21 protein-coding genes and 1 pseudogene are annotated in these 16,815 nt (G+C 35.7%); 12 read left to right on the top strand and 10 right to left on the bottom strand.

The annotated features are described in order from the left end of the window. Nucleotides 1–29 precede the first annotated feature (29 nt). Together AC3G7N_RS06050 and AC3G7N_RS06045 are read right to left on the bottom strand one after the other, a co-directional pair. Nucleotides 30–596 carry a spore coat protein gene (locus tag AC3G7N_RS06050; RefSeq protein ID WP_489421243.1) on the bottom strand — a complete coding sequence of 189 codons (567 nt, stop codon included), beginning with the start codon at nucleotides 594–596 and terminating at the stop codon, nucleotides 30–32. Between the two features lie 24 nt (nucleotides 597–620). Continuing rightward, a complete protein-coding gene (locus AC3G7N_RS06045) occupies nucleotides 621–797 on the bottom strand; it encodes a hypothetical protein (RefSeq protein ID WP_489421242.1) in 177 nt (58 codons plus the stop codon). 166 nt (nucleotides 798–963) lie between these two features. Between AC3G7N_RS06045 and AC3G7N_RS06040 the strand changes: the two genes are divergently transcribed. The 4 genes from AC3G7N_RS06040 (at nucleotide 964) to AC3G7N_RS06025 (ending at nucleotide 4,321) form a co-directional block, all read left to right on the top strand. Next, nucleotides 964–1,134 carry a hypothetical protein gene (locus AC3G7N_RS06040; RefSeq protein WP_489421241.1) on the top strand — a complete coding sequence of 57 codons (171 nt, stop codon included), beginning with the start codon at nucleotides 964–966 and terminating at the stop codon, nucleotides 1,132–1,134. A 236-nt stretch (nucleotides 1,135–1,370) separates the two neighbouring features. Beyond that, nucleotides 1,371–2,699 carry a D-serine ammonia-lyase gene (gene dsdA / locus AC3G7N_RS06035; protein WP_489421240.1) on the top strand — a complete coding sequence of 443 codons (1,329 nt, stop codon included), beginning with the start codon at nucleotides 1,371–1,373 and terminating at the stop codon, nucleotides 2,697–2,699. A gap of 130 nt (nucleotides 2,700–2,829) precedes the next feature. Next, nucleotides 2,830–3,498, top strand: a complete 669-nt coding sequence (locus AC3G7N_RS06030) for a DNA alkylation repair protein (protein ID WP_489421239.1) — start codon at nucleotides 2,830–2,832, stop codon at nucleotides 3,496–3,498. Nucleotides 3,499–3,631: 133 nt separating this feature from the next. Next, nucleotides 3,632–4,321 (top strand): DUF421 domain-containing protein, encoded by a 690-nt coding sequence (locus AC3G7N_RS06025; RefSeq protein WP_489421238.1) that lies wholly within the window; start codon nucleotides 3,632–3,634, stop codon nucleotides 4,319–4,321. A gap of 4 nt (nucleotides 4,322–4,325) precedes the next feature. Here the strand turns inward: AC3G7N_RS06025 and AC3G7N_RS06020 are convergent, their stop codons facing one another. Then, nucleotides 4,326–4,487, bottom strand: a complete 162-nt coding sequence (locus tag AC3G7N_RS06020) for a hypothetical protein (protein ID WP_489421237.1) — start codon at nucleotides 4,485–4,487, stop codon at nucleotides 4,326–4,328. Nucleotides 4,488–4,626: 139 nt separating this feature from the next. On the opposite strand from AC3G7N_RS06020, the gene mutM reads away from it, so the two are divergent. From mutM to AC3G7N_RS05995, 5 genes and pseudogenes are all read left to right on the top strand, one after another. Beyond that, nucleotides 4,627–5,436 carry a bifunctional DNA-formamidopyrimidine glycosylase/DNA-(apurinic or apyrimidinic site) lyase gene (mutM, locus tag AC3G7N_RS06015; protein WP_489421236.1) on the top strand — a complete coding sequence of 270 codons (810 nt, stop codon included), beginning with the start codon at nucleotides 4,627–4,629 and terminating at the stop codon, nucleotides 5,434–5,436. Nucleotides 5,437–5,468: 32 nt separating this feature from the next. Continuing rightward, entirely contained in the window at nucleotides 5,469–6,311 is an 843-nt protein-coding gene (locus tag AC3G7N_RS06010; RefSeq protein WP_489421235.1) for a deoxyribonuclease IV, read from the top strand. An 83-nt stretch (nucleotides 6,312–6,394) separates the two neighbouring features. Beyond that, nucleotides 6,395–7,054, top strand: a complete 660-nt coding sequence (locus AC3G7N_RS06005; protein ID WP_489421234.1) for a DUF3889 domain-containing protein — start codon at nucleotides 6,395–6,397, stop codon at nucleotides 7,052–7,054. A 107-nt stretch (nucleotides 7,055–7,161) separates the two neighbouring features. Next, nucleotides 7,162–7,519 (top strand): annotated as a pseudogene (locus AC3G7N_RS06000) (protein adenylyltransferase SelO family protein); the annotation flags it as partial. Next, nucleotides 7,502–7,747 carry a tyrosine-type recombinase/integrase gene (locus tag AC3G7N_RS05995; protein WP_489421296.1) on the top strand — a complete coding sequence of 82 codons (246 nt, stop codon included), beginning with the start codon at nucleotides 7,502–7,504 and terminating at the stop codon, nucleotides 7,745–7,747. The pseudogene AC3G7N_RS06000 and the gene AC3G7N_RS05995, both read left to right, overlap by 18 nt. A 403-nt stretch (nucleotides 7,748–8,150) precedes the next feature. Here the strand turns inward: AC3G7N_RS05995 and AC3G7N_RS05990 are convergent, their stop codons facing one another. Next, nucleotides 8,151–9,218: a citrate/2-methylcitrate synthase gene (locus AC3G7N_RS05990; protein ID WP_489421233.1), complete on the bottom strand. Its 1,068-nt coding sequence runs from the start codon at nucleotides 9,216–9,218 to the stop codon at nucleotides 8,151–8,153. 111 nt (nucleotides 9,219–9,329) lie between these two features. On the opposite strand from AC3G7N_RS05990, the gene AC3G7N_RS05985 reads away from it, so the two are divergent. Then, complete coding sequence (locus AC3G7N_RS05985; protein ID WP_489421232.1) at nucleotides 9,330–10,208, top strand: LysR family transcriptional regulator; 879 nt, start codon at nucleotides 9,330–9,332, stop codon at nucleotides 10,206–10,208. 26 nt (nucleotides 10,209–10,234) lie between these two features. On the opposite strand, the gene AC3G7N_RS05980 is transcribed toward AC3G7N_RS05985, so the two are convergent. Together AC3G7N_RS05980 and AC3G7N_RS05975 are read right to left on the bottom strand one after the other, a co-directional pair. Continuing rightward, nucleotides 10,235–11,764, bottom strand: coding sequence for an FAD-dependent oxidoreductase (locus AC3G7N_RS05980; RefSeq protein WP_489421231.1), 1,530 nt, complete (start codon nucleotides 11,762–11,764; stop codon nucleotides 10,235–10,237). Between the two features lie 85 nt (nucleotides 11,765–11,849). Beyond that, nucleotides 11,850–12,821 (bottom strand): P1 family peptidase, encoded by a 972-nt coding sequence (locus AC3G7N_RS05975; RefSeq protein WP_489421230.1) that lies wholly within the window; start codon nucleotides 12,819–12,821, stop codon nucleotides 11,850–11,852. 82 nt (nucleotides 12,822–12,903) lie between these two features. Between AC3G7N_RS05975 and AC3G7N_RS05970 the strand changes: the two genes are divergently transcribed. Next, a complete protein-coding gene (locus tag AC3G7N_RS05970; RefSeq protein ID WP_489421229.1) occupies nucleotides 12,904–13,179 on the top strand; it encodes an acylphosphatase in 276 nt (91 codons plus the stop codon). Nucleotides 13,180–13,217: 38 nt separating this feature from the next. On the opposite strand, the gene AC3G7N_RS05965 is transcribed toward AC3G7N_RS05970, so the two are convergent. After that, nucleotides 13,218–13,457 (bottom strand): ferredoxin family protein, encoded by a 240-nt coding sequence (locus AC3G7N_RS05965; protein ID WP_489421228.1) that lies wholly within the window; start codon nucleotides 13,455–13,457, stop codon nucleotides 13,218–13,220. A gap of 194 nt (nucleotides 13,458–13,651) precedes the next feature. Between AC3G7N_RS05965 and AC3G7N_RS05960 the strand changes: the two genes are divergently transcribed. After that, on the top strand, nucleotides 13,652–14,842 hold the full coding sequence (locus tag AC3G7N_RS05960) for a M14 family metallopeptidase (protein WP_489421227.1): 1,191 nt from the start codon (nucleotides 13,652–13,654) through the stop codon (nucleotides 14,840–14,842). Here AC3G7N_RS05960 and AC3G7N_RS05955 read toward each other — a convergent pair whose 3' ends face one another. The 3 genes from AC3G7N_RS05955 to msrB form a co-directional block, all read right to left on the bottom strand. Beyond that, nucleotides 14,843–15,400: a histidine phosphatase family protein gene (locus tag AC3G7N_RS05955; protein ID WP_489421226.1), complete on the bottom strand. Its 558-nt coding sequence runs from the start codon at nucleotides 15,398–15,400 to the stop codon at nucleotides 14,843–14,845. A 158-nt stretch (nucleotides 15,401–15,558) separates the two neighbouring features. Continuing rightward, entirely contained in the window at nucleotides 15,559–15,765 is a 207-nt protein-coding gene (locus AC3G7N_RS05950) for a DUF6501 family protein (protein WP_489421225.1), read from the bottom strand. Nucleotides 15,766–15,826: 61 nt separating this feature from the next. Beyond that, nucleotides 15,827–16,786: a peptide-methionine (R)-S-oxide reductase MsrB gene (msrB, locus tag AC3G7N_RS05945; RefSeq protein ID WP_489421224.1), complete on the bottom strand. Its 960-nt coding sequence runs from the start codon at nucleotides 16,784–16,786 to the stop codon at nucleotides 15,827–15,829. Nucleotides 16,787–16,815 lie beyond the last annotated feature (29 nt).

Below are 16,815 nucleotides of genomic sequence, written 5' to 3'. Positions count from 1 at the left end.
GGTTTACTAGGACCTGAGCATTAAATATATTACACTTGCGTTGGTTGTTGTACTGGTTGATAAATGGAACTGATCGTTTGAATAGCATTCTGTGGTGCAGCCATAAGAGGATAATATCCCTTTTGGGTCATATATTGCCACATTTCATATGCATGGCGACTACTGTTTAAAAAGGCATTTTCTAAAAATGTGCGTAAATCAGGATTCGCACACTCAACAACAGCAGCTGCGTAATTTTTGGCTGAACCTTTCTGATTAAGTAGATAAGCTGTCGCGATTTCACGATCACTCTTTTGTCCTGCTTGTGTTCTTGGCATGGTGGATGGAAATTCACTAACAGGCGCCTGGGTAAAGGAATTCAAGACTGGCTTTAATTCAGCCGGTTTAAATTTCGTAATGTCTGGCGTCGCGTTGCTTTGTACAAATTCAACCTTTAAATTGTAATCTTGCACATGAAGTGGAAAATGATTTTGTAGCAAATTCTTCAATTCTGGATCTTGTGCTTGGTTAATGGAATCCGTCATACATGTAACCGTATTATAACAACCTGCAATAAGTTCACTCAATTCATTTAATTCATGCGATGCTAATGGCATGGACGCTTCCTCCTTTATAAAAAATTATTTACGATTGTATTTATTGGAATTATTTTTCTGTTCATTTTTATCCTCCAAGTTTATTTCATCAATAAACTCGTTTTCGTTTGCAAATTCAACATTGTCTATTTCCTGATTTTGATTATCTTGTTTTATATTTTTGTTTTGCTCACGTTTTCGTTCTAATCTTTGTTTGCCCATAAATAGCACACCCCTTCGTATTAGCAGTCATTGTTGTCTTCACAATTATTTTGTCCATTTAAACTAAAACAACTCCATTATTTTTTAATGAAATAATAGAAAATTGAAACATTAATTCATTTAAAACGTATGTAATAAATAAGAAGAAAAAATGGAGGTGGTTATAGTGACTATCCTTGGTTGGATTATTTGGGGGATAATTGCGTTTATTATTGTCTTAGCATTTGTTCTCAGGCGATTTGTAGGTGGTCCAGGTGAAAAAAGTGAAACACAATTGAGAGCAGAGGAACAGGCGAGAAACATATCAAATTCGAATCATTTTAACGGGGGACTATAAACTTAATGTGACTTTTTTCATTATTATTTTTAATGAAAAGGTCACATTTTTTATAGTACTACTTTAATTCCTAACTATTCACCTTATCGATTGGGTAGTCTTGTTGTTATATTAATACTTGTAACTGCCTAGAGTCTACATGCTAGTATGACTATGATATGGTTGTATCAGGGTTAAAAATCACATTAAGGAGTATTATAATAGCATTAGCATGTGGGGAAAGGTGTGTAATAAACATGGTATTTTCAATAAAACATCTAAATCAATGGAAACAAAAGAACCCTTTATTAAAAAAAATTATGAACTTAGAAACAGTACTGTGGATAAACCCAAATAGGAAACAAATGAAGGATTCACCTAACTTTCCTTTAAACAAATCTGATATGAATGAAGCGGAACAACTTTGGCAACGGTTTGCACCATACTTAGCCAAAGAATTTCCTGAAACAAACGAAACAAACGGTATAATTGAAGCTCCTCTGAGAAAAATAACGAAAATGCAAGAGGAAATAAGACGAGTATATTCTGCTATTCCGGGTGATCTGTATCTGAAATGTGATAATGAACTACCGATTGCTGGATCAATTAAAGCTCGAGGTGGTATCTATGAAGTGCTTCATCATGCAGAAAGCCTGGCAATGGAAGCAGGTTTGATTGAGAAAAATACCAACTATGAGGTATTTTCAAGTGATAAGTTTAAAGCATTCTTTAACCAATTTAATATCGGAGTCGGCTCGACAGGAAACCTGGGATTAAGTATAGGTATTATAGGTGCTAAGCTAGGCTTCCATGTATCCGTTTATATGTCAGCCGATGCTAAACAATGGAAAAAGGATCTCCTTCGTTCAAAAGGGGCAACAGTGTTGGAATTTGCTGGTGATTTTAGTGAGGCAATAACAACTGGTAGGGAGAAAACTATTGCGGATCCTAAAGGATATTTTGTTGATGATGAAGATTCCAAACACTTGTATTTGGGCTATAGTGTGGCAGCACTTCGGTTACAAAAGCAGCTAGATGAGCAAAATATCCGTGTAGACGCTGATCATCCATTGTTTGTTTATTTGCCTTGTGGAGTAGGTGGGTCTCCAGGTGGTGTTGCATTCGGGTTGAAACAATTATTTGGAGACCATGTGCATTGCTTTTTTGTTGAACCAACTCATTCACCCTCGGTATTAATCGGTTTGTTGACAGGTGAAATGGAAAAAGTGAGTGTCCAAGACTTTGGATTAGATAATCGCACAGAAGCGGATGGCTTAGCCGTTGGACGACCATCAAAGTTTGCCACTCCAATAAGTGATCATTTGATTAGCGGGATATACACGATTGAGGATGATGAATTATATAAGTTATTGGTTATGCTTGTAGACGTGGAAGACATTTATCTTGAACCATCCGCAACAGCGGGGTTGCTAGGGCCAAATGAAGTAATTCAATCCAACTACATGGAAAACAATGATTTAGATGATGAAAATGCTACACATATTGCATGGGCAACAGGCGGGGCACTTGTACCAGAAGTGGATATGAAGCGGTTTTATGGAAAAGGCAAAAAGTTAATGAAATAATGTAGTAGCTAAATGACCTCAAGGGGCATTTAGCTTTATTTTTTTTAAAAAATAATGTGCAGAAATTTTGTAAAATGATACGATGAGGTAATTAAAAGGTCCACATTTGTAGATGCGAAAGGAGCAGAAAATGAATCATTTAGATCTATTATTTCCATTATTTGAAGCAGAGCGTAATGAAGAAATAGCTATTCCTATGAACAAGTATATGAAGGAACACTTTCCTTTTCTCGGAATAAAAACCCCTGCTAGAACTCAGTTAATGAAACAGTTTTACAAAGAAAGTTCAATTTTAAAAGAATCTTTCCACCACGACTTTATCATAGCTCTATGGGAAAAAGATGAGCGCGAGTATCAATATGCCGCTCTTGACTATATAGGAAGATCAATGAAAAAGTTAGAGAAAGATGATCTTCTCTTGATGGAAAAACTAATAATAACCAAATCATGGTGGGATACCATTGATGGCCTTGCACCAAATCCCGTAGTTAGGATTGCAACAGAATTTCCAGAAGTAACTACTGAAACAATAGATGAATGGGCGTTTGGAGAAAAGATGTGGCTGCAAAGATCGGCAATTCTTTTTCAATTAAAATTCAAGGAAAAAACAGATGAACAATTACTTTATAAGTACATAAAACAAAATGCAGATAGCATGGAGTTCTTTATCCAAAAAGCAATTGGTTGGGCTTTGAGGGAATATTCTAAAACCAATCCATTGTCGGTTAAACGGTTTATTCAGGAAAACGAACTTGCTAAGTTAAGTGTTCGAGAAGGAAGTAAATATTTAGTTAGATAAGCCAACTACAATAAGTACTACCCGTTCTTCTTGTAAGAGGAGCGGGTAGTGTTAAGCTAACTTAGGTGATTGAGTTACTAGTTAAGTGGCAATGATAATAGCAAACGTTGAATGATTGGAGCATGGAGTTATAATGAATATTGCATTTTTAGCATTGGAATTAATTGCAGGGTTTTTTCTGCTATTTATACTTGTAAAGATACTCGGTAAGAAACTAATAAACCAGATTACGCCTTTTACATTTATAGCTGCTATTGTATTAGGAGAACTGTTAGGAAATGCATTATACGATGAAAAAATAGGTGTAAGATATATCGTTTTTTCCATGACTCTGTGGGCACTATTATTATTTTCAGTCGAGATTCTGGGACAAAAGTTTTTAAAGTTACGTAAAGCTTTTGAAGGGAAGCCATCCGTATTAATACAAAACGGGATAGTGAGTAGAAACCAATTAAAAAAAAATCGAATGAACATTAACCAACTACAAAGTCTACTGCGCCAGTCAGAAACTTTTTCCATACGCGAGGTGGCTTATTGTTATCTAGAGGCGAATGGTGCTATTAGTATTTTGAAAAAGTCTACAAAACAGAAATTACAACAAGAGGACATGAATCTTCCAGCACAACCTGTATATGTGCCAGTCACCCTCGTAAGAGATGGAGAATTACTGCAAGATGAATTAGTTGATATTGACCAAAATGAAGAATGGTTAATAAACCAACTACGCGTACAAGAAATAGATGACTACCGAGATGTCTTTATTGCAGAATGGTTGGAGGGAGAAGGACTTTTAGTTCAAACCTTTGAACAAACTTCGCGTTGATCGTTTATGCTATTTTTTTTCCTTTCCCCTTATCATCGTTTAGTACCTTTACATTTTCACCTTTAACATACCAGTAATGTACGCGAGGAAGCCCCCAATATATCCAATAATCGTGTACTAGTGAAGATCCCACGAACAAAATCATTTGCCAGTCTAAATTTCTCATGACAAAACCTCCAGTCGTTATTCTTAGTTATATTTATACGGAAACTTGTCTAAGAACATACTTTCTACGAAGGAAAGTCACATTCTGAAGAAATATTTGGGGAATAATAAGGTATAAGCTTTTAAATGGAGGTTTAAAAATGCCAGAACTACCAGAAATGGAGACTTACAAAACACTACTTAATCAAAAGATCGGCGGAAAGACAATTATCGATGTATGCATTAATCGTGAAAAATCGATTAACGTGAGTCCAGCCAATTTTGTAAAAATAATACAAAATCAGAAAATAGAAACTATTGAACGACAAGCAAAACATCTACTCTTCCACCTTGAAAATGGTCATGTTTTACTATTACACCTCATGCTAGGCGGCTGGATGTTTTATGGAACAGAAATTGAAAAGCCAGATCGAACCATACAAGTACAGTTATCTTTTGGCAATCAACACCTCTATTTTATCGGTCTAAGATTAGGGTACCTTCACCTTTTTTCACAGCCAGAGGTGGAGCAAGAATTAAGGGACTTAGGTCCAGAGCCACTTGATGTAAATTTTACGCTCGATTCATTTTTGGTTCTTATTAAAAATAGAAGAGGTAGGATTAAAACAACCCTTGTTAACCAGGATTTTCTATCAGGGATTGGTAATTGCTATTCGGATGAAATCGCCTGGCATGCTCAACTTTTACCAGAGCGAAAAATGAACGAACTTAACGACAACGAAAAAGTTCGGTTATATCAATCCATACGATTTGTACTTCAGCAAGCGATTCAATATGGGGGCTATATGGCTCAATCTTTCTTTAAAGGAGATACCAAAACAGGTAGCTATGCCAACAAGACGTATGTGTATGACCGCGCAGGAAAATCATGTACACGATGTGGTGCTTCAATTATTAAAACGGAAGTTTCATCTCGAAAGACGTTCTATTGTAAACAATGTCAGAATTAGAGTGGTTTTTAACGGATGGAAAGGGGATTTTTATGAAATTTGGTAGTCATGTTTCTATAAGGGATGGTTATTTAGGTGCTGCGAAACTAGCAGCATCTATGAATGCTTCTGCCTTTCAATACTTTCCAAAGAACCCTAGAAGTTTATCTATAAAGGAATATAGTAAAGAAGATGCGCAATTATGTAAGGAATTTTGTGAAGAAAATGCCCTTGAATCGGTAAGTCATACTCCTTATCCCACAAGATTGACTACTACAGATAATCATAAAAAGAATCAGGTCATTCTATCGTTGTTAAATGATTTAGAGATTACCGATGCATGCGGTTCGATTGGTACCGTTGTACACTTCGGAAAATTAATCAGCCGTGAAGATCCCATTACTAGTTATCGCTTAATGATTGACGTGCTCAATGAAGTCCTCCACCAGTGGGAAGGGAAATGTAAAATACTTCTTGAAAATAATGCTGGTAAACCTGGAACCATTGGAACTACATTAGAAGAACTTGTCCAGGTCCGTAACTTAAGTGAACAACCTGAAAAAATTGGGTTCTGTCTCGACACATGCCACGCTTTTGCAAGTGGACTTTGGAATGGTGATAACTGGAAAAAAGTGTTGGAAAAAGGAATTGAGCTTAGTTACTTTGATCATTTAGAAATCATCCATTTTAATAACTCGAAGCATGATACCCGCTCTGGGAAAGACCGCCATGCAAATATATTTGACCAAGGATATATAACGGAAGGACAATTTGATCAACTAATAAAAACACCACATTTAAAGAATGTCCCTTTTATTTTAGAAACACCAAAAAAAGAGGGAATTACACACAAAGATGAGATAAAGCAACTGCAGAAAAGGTGGAAGGGGGTATAGACTTTTTCCTGATTCCAGTCACAGGTCAACCTTTTTGATTCATATGTTATCAATAGGTTTATGATTAAGTCAGGAGGAAAATTATGTATCCTAATTATTCTTATATGCAAAATGCAAATTGGTACGTAAATTATCCATGTCAAGACACACCTCATAATGATTATAGAGATTATTCAACACTACCCCATTTTATGGATCGCCAACAATCCGTTAGAGGTCAAGCTACATGGACCCATGGAGGTCAAATCACAAAATGCGGCATACCATGGTCAAAGAATCAATATATGACAGTAGCTGTCGGAGAAAACTCTCCATACCAATGTGGGCAAACAATTAAAGTAAGGAATTTATCGATACCAGCAAGAGAGATTTTGGTAATTGTGGTCGATCAGGTACGCGGATATCCAGCAAATAAAATCAACCTTCACAGGAGAGCCTTTGAAACACTTGGAGGTAACCTAAGTCAAGGGATCATAGCTGTTGAGATTATTCCCTCTCCTGAGTTAGAGCAGCAAAAATGGGGCAAATATTTACTGGAAGTTACACAAGCAGCTTATCCAGGATATAACGTGACAGAATATAGTACTATAGGAAAAAACCAAGTGTCTCCTACACAAACGAAAGAAACGTATGAATATATTTTACAATCACCACAAGAAAAAATAAAAATTCAAGGCAATGTGATTTATAATACGAACACAGATCGAATTATTTCTTTTGATATAAAGGAAGTAATGTTATAACAGGATAGACTCTTGGTCAGCTAATTTAAAACCATACCAACTAGTATGGTTTTTTAGTGTTCCTTGATTTTTATTTACGATAAGACAAAAAAAGAAGAGGGGACACGATGACAAAAGAAATAATAGAAACGGGATGGAGCTTAGACAATAATTATGCTCGTCTGTCGAAACCATTTTCCCCAAACACTGTACGCTCACCGAAGTTGACCATTTTAAATGATATGTTGGCAGCATCTCTGGGGTTGAACCTCCAGGAAATGCAAAGCGAAGATGGCGTAGCGGTTCTTGGTGGCAACCGTATTTCCGAAGGTTCCTTGCCTCTTGCTCAAGCTTATGCTGGACACCAATTCGGGCATATTACCATGTTAGGGGACGGCCGTGCTATACTGCTTGGGATCAGCATTTGGACCGATGCTCATCATCAGCGAAGCTATGCATGCACTTGGAATTCCTACCACCCGTAGTCAAGACTTTAGGAGCATTACTACAAAGACAACAAAAAAACCTCTAATTTTCATAAAAAAATGCCATATTTTTAATTTTGGGTCAGGACTTAGGATCGCTGAAATCACCGGTCTTGATTTGGACGATATCGACTGGAAAAAGAACATAGTTCAAGTTATAAGAAAAGGAAATAAAGAACATTACGTATATGTTAGTGACAAGTCAAATTTGATAGAAAAGAATATATAATTGTTCGTCAAGAAAATTACGGCGTTAATAAAAACAACAAAAGCATTTTTATTACATCAACAATGGGATCAAAAGAAACTTCCAGGAGATCCGCAGAGAATCTATCGATATACACACATTTCACAAATGACGAGATGCATAAAGCAGATAATTAATCACAAAAATCTAAATGAGGGAGATTTTACACCTACAGTTTTTTGGTTTCAGTATTATTGTATCACTCGTCACAGAAGGGTCGTTATAAAATTAACGCATTACTTTCATTTTTGGAGTTAACATAATATCTATTATGGGCACTCATTAATAATCGTGATAATCTCATCTCATAACTAAGTATACTTGGGATATTGAGATGTTTTAAAAAATCTCATGCTTTGATAAACTTAGCATGAGATTCAATTTTTTACTTACCAATATATCTCGCTGTTGGTCTGAATATTGTATTGTTGGATTCTTGTTCAATTGCATGTGCGCACCAACCAACAATTCGACTGGAACTAAAAATTGCTGTAAATAAATTTGAATCAATCTCTAGCGATTTCATTATGGCGGCTGCGTAATACTCTACATTTGTATATAATAGCTGATTTGGCTTATATTTCTTTAATATATCAATTGTTTCTATTTCTGTTTGTAACGCTAACTCAATCCATTCGGGTCTATTTTCTAATCCTAAAATAATTTGTTTTAATGCTTCAGCGCGTGGATCTAGAGTTTTATACACACGATGACCAAATCCCATAATCCTTTCTTTATTTTTCAGTTTATTGCCAATCGTTTCTTGTATTTTATCTCTTGTTGCGATTTCATCAAGTAAAGCTATAACTCCGAACGGCGCACCGCCATGCAATGGCCCTTTCATTGTACCAATCGCACTCGTAACAGCTGAAATCATATCACTCTGTGTTGATTTTGTTACTCTAGCTGCAAATGTGGATGCATTTAAACCATGTTCCATCGTCATAATCAAATAAGCTTCAAACATTTTAACATGTGTCGGATTTACATTCTCTGTAAGCATATACAGGAAATTTTCTACATGCTGTAAGTCATCATCAGGAACAATAAAATCTCTATTTAGTGATTTTCTAAAACGATATGCAATAACCGTTGGCATAATAGCAATCAATTGAATAGCATTGTCATGTGGATCATCTTGATAAAATGTTACTGCAGATATTACTGTTCGTAAAACATCCATCATTTCTTGATCAACTGGCAATTGATCAATTATTTTTTGAAGATAGGTTGGTATATAACGATATTGTTGTAAATGTGTTTGAAATTCCTGCAATTCTTTATCTAAGGGAAACGTACCATGTAATAAATAGAATGCAACTTCTTCAAAAGAATAAATTTGTACGATCTCATGAATGGCCATCCCGCGATAAGTCAAAATCCCATTGTATCCATCAATATTACTTAATTTCGTTTCGACAGCAACTACCCCTTTTAAACCTGGTTGATACATTACTATCTCCCCTTCCTTGTTCATGGTTCCATTATATATGAGTGAAATAATTATTAAAATTTAGTAATTTTTAGTATAATGATAAATAAAACTTATTGATCGAGGTGAAAGATGGATATTCGTACATTACAAACGTTTATTTTAGCAGCTGAATGTGAAAATTTTAGGATGGTTGCAGAAAGGATGTATATCACACAGCCAGCTGTCACCTTTCAGATTAGACAATTAGAGAAAGATGTAGGGAGCAAATTATTTATTAAAAATGGAAGGAATATAGCTTTAACTGAACTCGGTAGATTGTTTTATATAGAAGCAAATGAAATAGTATTACACTATAAAAGCAGTATGGAAAAAGTAAATCGTTATCAACAGGGTTACCATAAAACAATACGTGTAGCAATTTCCCCTCTGTTAGCTGATACGATTTTACCAAGTATATTACGCGAGTATACAAAAAGGTATCCAAATGTTGAGATGTCCATTAAAGTATTAGAATCAAATCAAATTTCGGCCGTAATTGAAGATGGGCAGGTTGATATAGGTCTTTCCTGTTTACCTGGAACTGGCTTAATTAAAACGACTAAATTCCATGAAGACTCTGTCAGTCTTGTTTGCAATCATGATGGATTTGACGCTGAATCAGGGCCAATTATCGATGCACAGGAGCTATTAGAGAAAACAATAATTTTCACGGATAACCACCCAGCATATTGGAATCAAATTAAAGAACAACTTAAAACCAAGTTAACATCTTATAAGTTCATGAAAGTAAATCAATCCCACATCACCAAACGATTTGTGTTAGAAGGTATTGGAGTAAGCTTTTTACCAAAATCGATCATTAATCCCGAAGTTATTGAAGGTCGATTATTAGAAGTTCCTGTTAATTTCATGAAAATACCGACCGCAAGTATGTTTATACTACATAAATATGAACATCAAATAGAAAGTGACTTTGTTAATTTTGTATCGAATTATTATTTTGGTTAAAGAAAAAAGCAGCCATAATTGGCTGCTTAATCATTTTTGACTTTATTTAACGGTCTTTCAGCTGGACCCTCCACAACATGGCCAGTGTAGGAAAATCTTGATCCGTGACAAGGGCAATCCCATGTTCTGTCTCCGGAATTCCATTCAACCTCACACCCTAAATGAGTGCATGTTGTATCAACCATATGAAGCTTATCGTCCTGATCTTTGTACACACCAGTACGTTTTCCTTTTATTCTCGTAACGGTGGCTTCATCTTGTGAAAGTTCACTTACCAAGTCACTGGTATATTCTAATTTCCCTTTGATTAAATGTTTTGCTACATCAGCGTTTATGCTGGTAAACTCTCTGACTGCTGGATCAGCTTGAAACCTTGACGGGGAGTATAAATCCTGATAATTACTTTCACCAGTTAAAATAAGCTCACTGATCATTTTCGCTGCGAACGTTCCGTTTGTCATTCCCCATTTACGAAAACCTGTTGCAACAAAAACAGATTGTTGTTCTTTTGTGATTGGGCCAATATATGGTACTTTATCTAATGTTATGAGATCCTGTGCTGACCATCGGTAGATGTACTCAGATATCCCAAACTCTTTGTCTGCAAATTGTTCCAAGGCTTTATAATGGTTTATTGTTGATTTGCTCTGTCCGGTTTTATGGTTTTCGCCACCTACAAGCCATAAGTCTTTTCCATCCATTGTTGTTGATCGAATTGATCTTGTTGGGGATTCAGCATTGATATACATCCCTCCTGGGTACTTTTTACCTGATTTAATAGCAACTACATAGGATCGATCCGCATACATTCGTGTTGGATAAAAGCCTTGACCATCATAAAAAGGATAATGTGACGCCTGAATGACATATCGACACGAAACACGGTGACCATCTCGAGTAATGATAGATGGATGCTTATTATATTCCACATCTATAGCAGTAGTTTGTTCATATATTTGAGCACCGTTTTTAATACTATCTTCTAATAGCGTTTTTAAATATTTTAATGGATGATATTGGGCTTGATTCTTCATGATTAATGCCGACTTCATGGGAACTTCTAATGGCATATTTTTCACTAATTCACTTGGAACCTTTAACCTGTCATATGCTTTTTTCTCCATTTCCAACTTAGTTAAATAGGAATCAGAATTCGTATAAAGATAAGCATCTTCTTGACTGAAATCACATGAAATATCATGTTTATCGATGGTATTTTTGATAAAATCTTTCGCTTCCGAACTTGCTTTATAATACATAGATGCTTTTTCTAGACCGAAGTGTTCAATTAGTTCATTATAAATTAGACCATGTTGAGCAGTGATCTTAGCTGTTGTATGTCCAGTTGTACCATTTAGCATCACACCCGCATCAATTAAAACGACCTTTACATTTTGCTTAGCAAGCAGATATGCGGCAGTGATACCAGTTATCCCGCCACCAACGATTCCAACATCTGCTTCAATGGATTTATCCAATTTAGGAAAGTTAGAAAAATCTACTGAATCACGCCAATATGGCTCGGGAAAGTGCGGTATTTTTGTATGTTCTGTCATTATGATTTTCTCCTTCATTCACACATTTACGTATAGGATTAGCGCAACGATCTGCTATTATTCATTTATGCGAAAAAAGGAACGGCTATTTCTTTATGTCCATATAACTTGGTATTTGAAAAGCTCCAGTAGCATTTCTTACACCATTCAATACGGCTTGTTCTACAACCTGACTTGCCAACATACTTAGCACATTCAGATCTGTCTCAACTTGATTTGTAGTCAGTGCGAAAAGCGTATCGCCATCAACTAATGTATGTGATGGCCTGATGGTTCTGGCAAAACCATCATGTGCAATTGCCGCGATTTTATTTGCTTGTGATTTTGTGAGCATAGCGTTCGTTACAATAGATCCTATTGTTGTATTACCTGAAAAACGGTTTGTTGACTTATTCTCTAATTGTGCAAGCATTTGCTCATCGCTTTTTAGAAACGTTTCATGTAAACGATCATAGGTTCCTGCCACTATCTGATTGGTTGTCGGATCAACGATATCACCAAACGCATTTACAGCAACTACAGCTCCTATCTGTAAATCGCCAATTTCTACGGCATAACTTCCAATTCCTCCGCGCATAACAAAGTCATAACCTAAACACTTCCCTATAGTAGCACCTGTCCCCGCACCAACACTTCCTTGACGAAATGTTTCGTCTGAATAGGCTTGTTTACAAGCATCATATCCCATTTTACTGTCAGGTCGCACCACGGGATTTCCTGGATATAAGTCGAATAAAATTGCTCCCGATACAATTGGAACCTTTGCCACTTGCACATCAAAGCCAACACTTTTTTCTTCTAAAAATCGCATCATACCTGAACCCACGTCAAGTCCAAATGCACTACCTCCTGATAAAAAAACGCCATGTACTTCTTCAACAAGGTTTTCAGGTTGTAATGCATCTGTTTCGCGTGTTCCCGGTGCTCCACCACGAACTTCAACACCACCAATTGCACCGTTTTCACAAATAATGACACTACAGCCAGTTAGCGCACTATCATTTTGTGCATGTCCAAATCGAAATCCTTCTAGCCTTTGTATACGTATTTCTTTCATTTTTTACACCCCTTCAATGTTTTATTAGATTAATGGCAGGTAACATAATATATACAGATATTTTAACGTGAGGAGTGTTCAAATGATTACTAGTATGACGGTTAGCGGAATTGTTCAAGGAGTAGGATTTCGCTATGCAACCAAACAAAAAGCAGATGCACTATACCTTAAAGGGTATGTAACAAATAATGCAGATGGTACAGTTCATATCCATGTTGACGGTGAAAATGAGCAAATTCAAACGTTTATTACAGAGATAAACAATAACCCTACCCGATTTGGCCGTGTTGATCATATTGATGTAACAAACAATAACACGAACACGAGTGAAATATATCAGGATTTTTCTATAAAATAGTATAAAGAAGCCGCTATTTTAAAATAGCGGCTTCTTTATTATCTATCTTCGAAAAATTTACGATTCATTTCGATGTATTCATTTTCTTGTTCTGGAGTTTCATCCTCCATGAAAATAGCCTCAACCGGGCAAACTGCTTCACATGCTCCGCAATCAATACAAATATCCGGATCAATAAAAAACATATCTTTTCCTTCTTCTATACAATCTACAGGGCAAACTTCGACACATTCACCTGATTTTTCGTCCTTACAAGGTGACGTAATTACAAAAGCCATCTATATATCCTCCTCTATGGTAATAAATTCTTTTTAATAGGAATAAACATATCAATGCAACTGGTAAAAAAGGTGCAATAGCTATGATGATTATGTATGTATGATAAAGAAGTCTTCTAAATCATATATTCATCATTTTACAGAACTACTTGCATTCTTTCAAGCTATATTCGTAATTGGGAGGAGAATATCTGATGGAAATTAAAATACGTCAAAGTGATACGCTATGGTATTATAGTCAATTATTTGATGTTCCGCTTGTTCTAATTGAGCAATCAAACTACGGCATCACACCACAAAAACTATCTATTGGAATGCAGATTCAGATCCCTGGATTTGTCTTAAATCAACACACAATAGAAGTTAATGATACTTTTTGGCAACTCTCTTCTCTTTATAATGTCCCTATGGATGCCTTATTATTGGTAAATCAAACAATTGATCCGCCAAACCTCGTTGTAGGTTCAACAATTTCTATTCCATATCGTGTGCGCGATCTAATTGTACAAGACGTGACAAACTACACCTATGAAAAAATGGTTGATGATATAGAAAGATTATCTTCCGTATATCCGTTTCTTGTTGTACAAACTATCGGAAGCTCTGTAATGGGAAAAGATTTATCAGAATTACGTATAGGAAGTGGAACAAAACGCATTCATGTAGATGGATCATGCCATGCAAATGAATGGATCACAACTCCAGTTATTATGAAATTTGTAAATGAATATCTGTTGGCATTAACAAACAGTAACACCATTCGTGGTATGAATATGTTGCCATTATTTATGGAAACATTCCTTTCAATCGTCCCTATGGTAAATCCAGATGGCGTAAACTTGGTTTTGAAAGGGGTCCCAGAGGACCCTTTTTATGCAGAGCAAGTATTAGAAATAAATAACCAGAGTCGAGACTTTTCAGGATGGAAAGCCAACATAAATGGGGTTGATTTAAATAATCAATACCCTGCATTGTGGGAGATTGAAGCGAATCGAAAGCCATCTAATCCCGCTCCTAGAGATTATCCTGGTCCATATCCATTGTCAGAGCCTGAATCCTCTGCTAAAGCTGAATTAACAAATGTACGCAATTTTGCACGGGTAAATACGTTTCATACACAAGGAGAAGTAATCTATTGGGGGTTTGAAGGATTAGAACCTTCCATTCCTGAGGTTATTGTTAATGAATATGAACGGGTAAGTGGTTATGAACCGATTCAATTTGTAGATAGTTACGCAGGTTATAAAGATTGGTTTATCCAAGAATATCAAAGGCCTGGTTTCACCATAGAACTTGGTAGTGGTACCAATCCACTACCAATCAAACAGTTTGATGAAATATATGAAGAAAGTTTGGGTATTTTTCTTGCTAATTTGTATTTATAATTAGTAAGACTTTTCCCATAAACAAGTAATAGAGTGCTTAGCTCCATCCAATTCTATAAGATATACATCAGGATTATTTAAATTTTTCCATTCATCAAATCCGATTGTTTGATCAAACCTTTTTAGCATTAATGACAGAAGGTTACCGTGACTTACAATAATAACATTATTCATGTCATTACTTTGATTTATAGAATCGAAAACAGCATTACCTCTTGCAATAGCGTCATTTGCAGATTCGCCCCCTGGTAATTTAAAATCTAATTCATTAAATGATTGTTCCAAAACTTCCATCCAGTCATCAACAGGCTCATTGCTTAATATACGTTCATGTAGACGATCATCTACTTCTATTTTTAAATTTTTTGATTCCGCAAAAGGCTTTATACTTTCAATCGCACGTAAATAAGGGCTAGAAATCACACCATCAAATACTATATTTTGCCTATCAAAAAACTGTGAAAGTAATACTGCTTGTCGCATTCCTACAGTAGTTAATGGCGAATCTTTATGTTGACCTTCTGCCAGACAATGGCGTACTAGGAAGATTTTTTTCAATACGATTCAACCCCTTATTAGAATTTTTTAAGTAGATTCATTAACACAATTTAAATTATTGAAAATAGTAAGTAAATTATATCATTAATAGATTAAATATCATATAATTTTTTAAAAATAGTTGTCGTTTACATAAAAATAACAGGGGCTATCCCCTGTTATTTTGTTTCGGAAAAATAATTTTTACGAAAGCCACCTATGCGATTGCTATTATCGATAATAAAATAAAATTCATCCGTTTCATTTTTTACATCGTATACTTTTCCGGGTGTTAACTTATTATGAACAACAAACTTTTTTGCATCTGCATGAACACATTTAATTTGTTTGACGGTATCTCGCTCTTCCCAGTTTAAATGAATCATATCGTACCTCCGAGGTTATTTCGTATACATAATAGTATTATAATCTGTTGAACAGTTTTGCTTAGTTAACTAGATGTAAGTATTTTTCGTAGCCTTCATCACTCATCTTATCTTTTGGGATAAAACGCATTGCAGCTGAATTCATGCAATACCGCAATCCACCTTTATCCTTTGGTCCATCATTAAATACATGACCTAGATGTGAATCAGACGCTTTACTTCGAACCTCCGTTCGCCTCATGCCAAGGGTCGTATCAGATTTCTCTGTAACTTGATAGTTGTCCACTGGTTTGGTAAAGCTCGGCCAACCACAACCGGCATCAAATTGTTCTTTTGATGTAAATAAAACCTCTCCAGAAATTATATCAACATATATGCCATCAGCTGTATTATCCCAATATTCATTCTGGTATGGTCTTTCTGTGCCATTCTCCTGTGTGACTTTATACTGGATGGGTGATAACTGCTCTTTTAGTTTGGCTTTATCTTTTTTTGGTTCCCAATTTTTTTTAATAAAATCAGCTCTCCCAGATCCTTTTTTGTATAATCGATAATGGAACGAATGGTTTTTATAATAATCTTGGTGATTCTCTTCTGCTCTATAGAACGTTTTTGCAGATAAAATCTTTGTTACAATTGGTTCCTGGAATCTACCACTAGCTTCTAGCTTTTGTTTAGATTCTTCTGCAATTAAACGCTGGTTTTCATTGTGATAAAAAATTGCAGTTTGGTAGGACTCCCCACGATCATTGAACTGACCACCTATATCGGTTGGATCGATTTGTTGCCAGAAGGTCTCAACAATCCGTTCATATGGCATTACTGCTGGATCGTATGCGATTTGAATTGCTTCCACATGTCCAGTAGCATTAGAACATACTTCCTCGTAGGTTGGATTTTCCGTCCTACCCCCTGTATAACCAGAAACAACTTCCTTGATACCTGGACGTTCATCATACGGTTCTACCATACACCAAAAGCATCCACCTGCAAATGTAGCTAGTTCTTTATTAGAAGTCATGACCTATTCCTCCAATCCAATTATATCTT

The organism is Virgibacillus carmonensis (assembly GCF_057836705.1).
Note: the sequence above shows the minus strand (reverse complement) of the source record. Positions and strands in the feature narration are given on the sequence as shown.

Bases quoted from the DNA above. Each gene is read 5' to 3' on its own strand.
- AC3G7N_RS05980 (WP_489421231.1), bottom strand. From the start codon at position 11,764: ATGACAGAACATACAAAAATACCGCACTTTCCCGAGCCATATTGGCGT.
- AC3G7N_RS05950 (WP_489421225.1), bottom strand. From the start codon at position 15,765: ATGATTCATTTAAACTGGGAAGAGCGAGATACCGTCAAACAAATTAAA.
- AC3G7N_RS05960 (WP_489421227.1), top strand. From the start codon at position 13,652: ATGGAAATTAAAATACGTCAAAGTGATACGCTATGGTATTATAGTCAA.
- AC3G7N_RS05970 (WP_489421229.1), top strand. From the start codon at position 12,904: ATGATTACTAGTATGACGGTTAGCGGAATTGTTCAAGGAGTAGGATTT.
- AC3G7N_RS05985 (WP_489421232.1), top strand. From the start codon at position 9,330: ATGGATATTCGTACATTACAAACGTTTATTTTAGCAGCTGAATGTGAA.
- AC3G7N_RS06010 (WP_489421235.1), top strand. From the start codon at position 5,469: ATGAAATTTGGTAGTCATGTTTCTATAAGGGATGGTTATTTAGGTGCT.
- AC3G7N_RS05990 (WP_489421233.1), bottom strand. From the start codon at position 9,218: ATGTATCAACCAGGTTTAAAAGGGGTAGTTGCTGTCGAAACGAAATTA.
- AC3G7N_RS05975 (WP_489421230.1), bottom strand. From the start codon at position 12,821: ATGAAAGAAATACGTATACAAAGGCTAGAAGGATTTCGATTTGGACAT.
- dsdA (WP_489421240.1), top strand. From the start codon at position 1,371: ATGGTATTTTCAATAAAACATCTAAATCAATGGAAACAAAAGAACCCT.
- AC3G7N_RS06005 (WP_489421234.1), top strand. From the start codon at position 6,395: ATGTATCCTAATTATTCTTATATGCAAAATGCAAATTGGTACGTAAAT.
- mutM (WP_489421236.1), top strand. From the start codon at position 4,627: ATGCCAGAACTACCAGAAATGGAGACTTACAAAACACTACTTAATCAA.
- AC3G7N_RS06050 (WP_489421243.1), bottom strand. From the start codon at position 596: ATGCCATTAGCATCGCATGAATTAAATGAATTGAGTGAACTTATTGCA.
- AC3G7N_RS06030 (WP_489421239.1), top strand. From the start codon at position 2,830: ATGAATCATTTAGATCTATTATTTCCATTATTTGAAGCAGAGCGTAAT.
- AC3G7N_RS06045 (WP_489421242.1), bottom strand. From the start codon at position 797: ATGGGCAAACAAAGATTAGAACGAAAACGTGAGCAAAACAAAAATATA.
- AC3G7N_RS05965 (WP_489421228.1), bottom strand. From the start codon at position 13,457: ATGGCTTTTGTAATTACGTCACCTTGTAAGGACGAAAAATCAGGTGAA.
- AC3G7N_RS06025 (WP_489421238.1), top strand. From the start codon at position 3,632: ATGAATATTGCATTTTTAGCATTGGAATTAATTGCAGGGTTTTTTCTG.
- AC3G7N_RS06020 (WP_489421237.1), bottom strand. From the start codon at position 4,487: ATGAGAAATTTAGACTGGCAAATGATTTTGTTCGTGGGATCTTCACTA.
- msrB (WP_489421224.1), bottom strand. From the start codon at position 16,786: ATGACTTCTAATAAAGAACTAGCTACATTTGCAGGTGGATGCTTTTGG.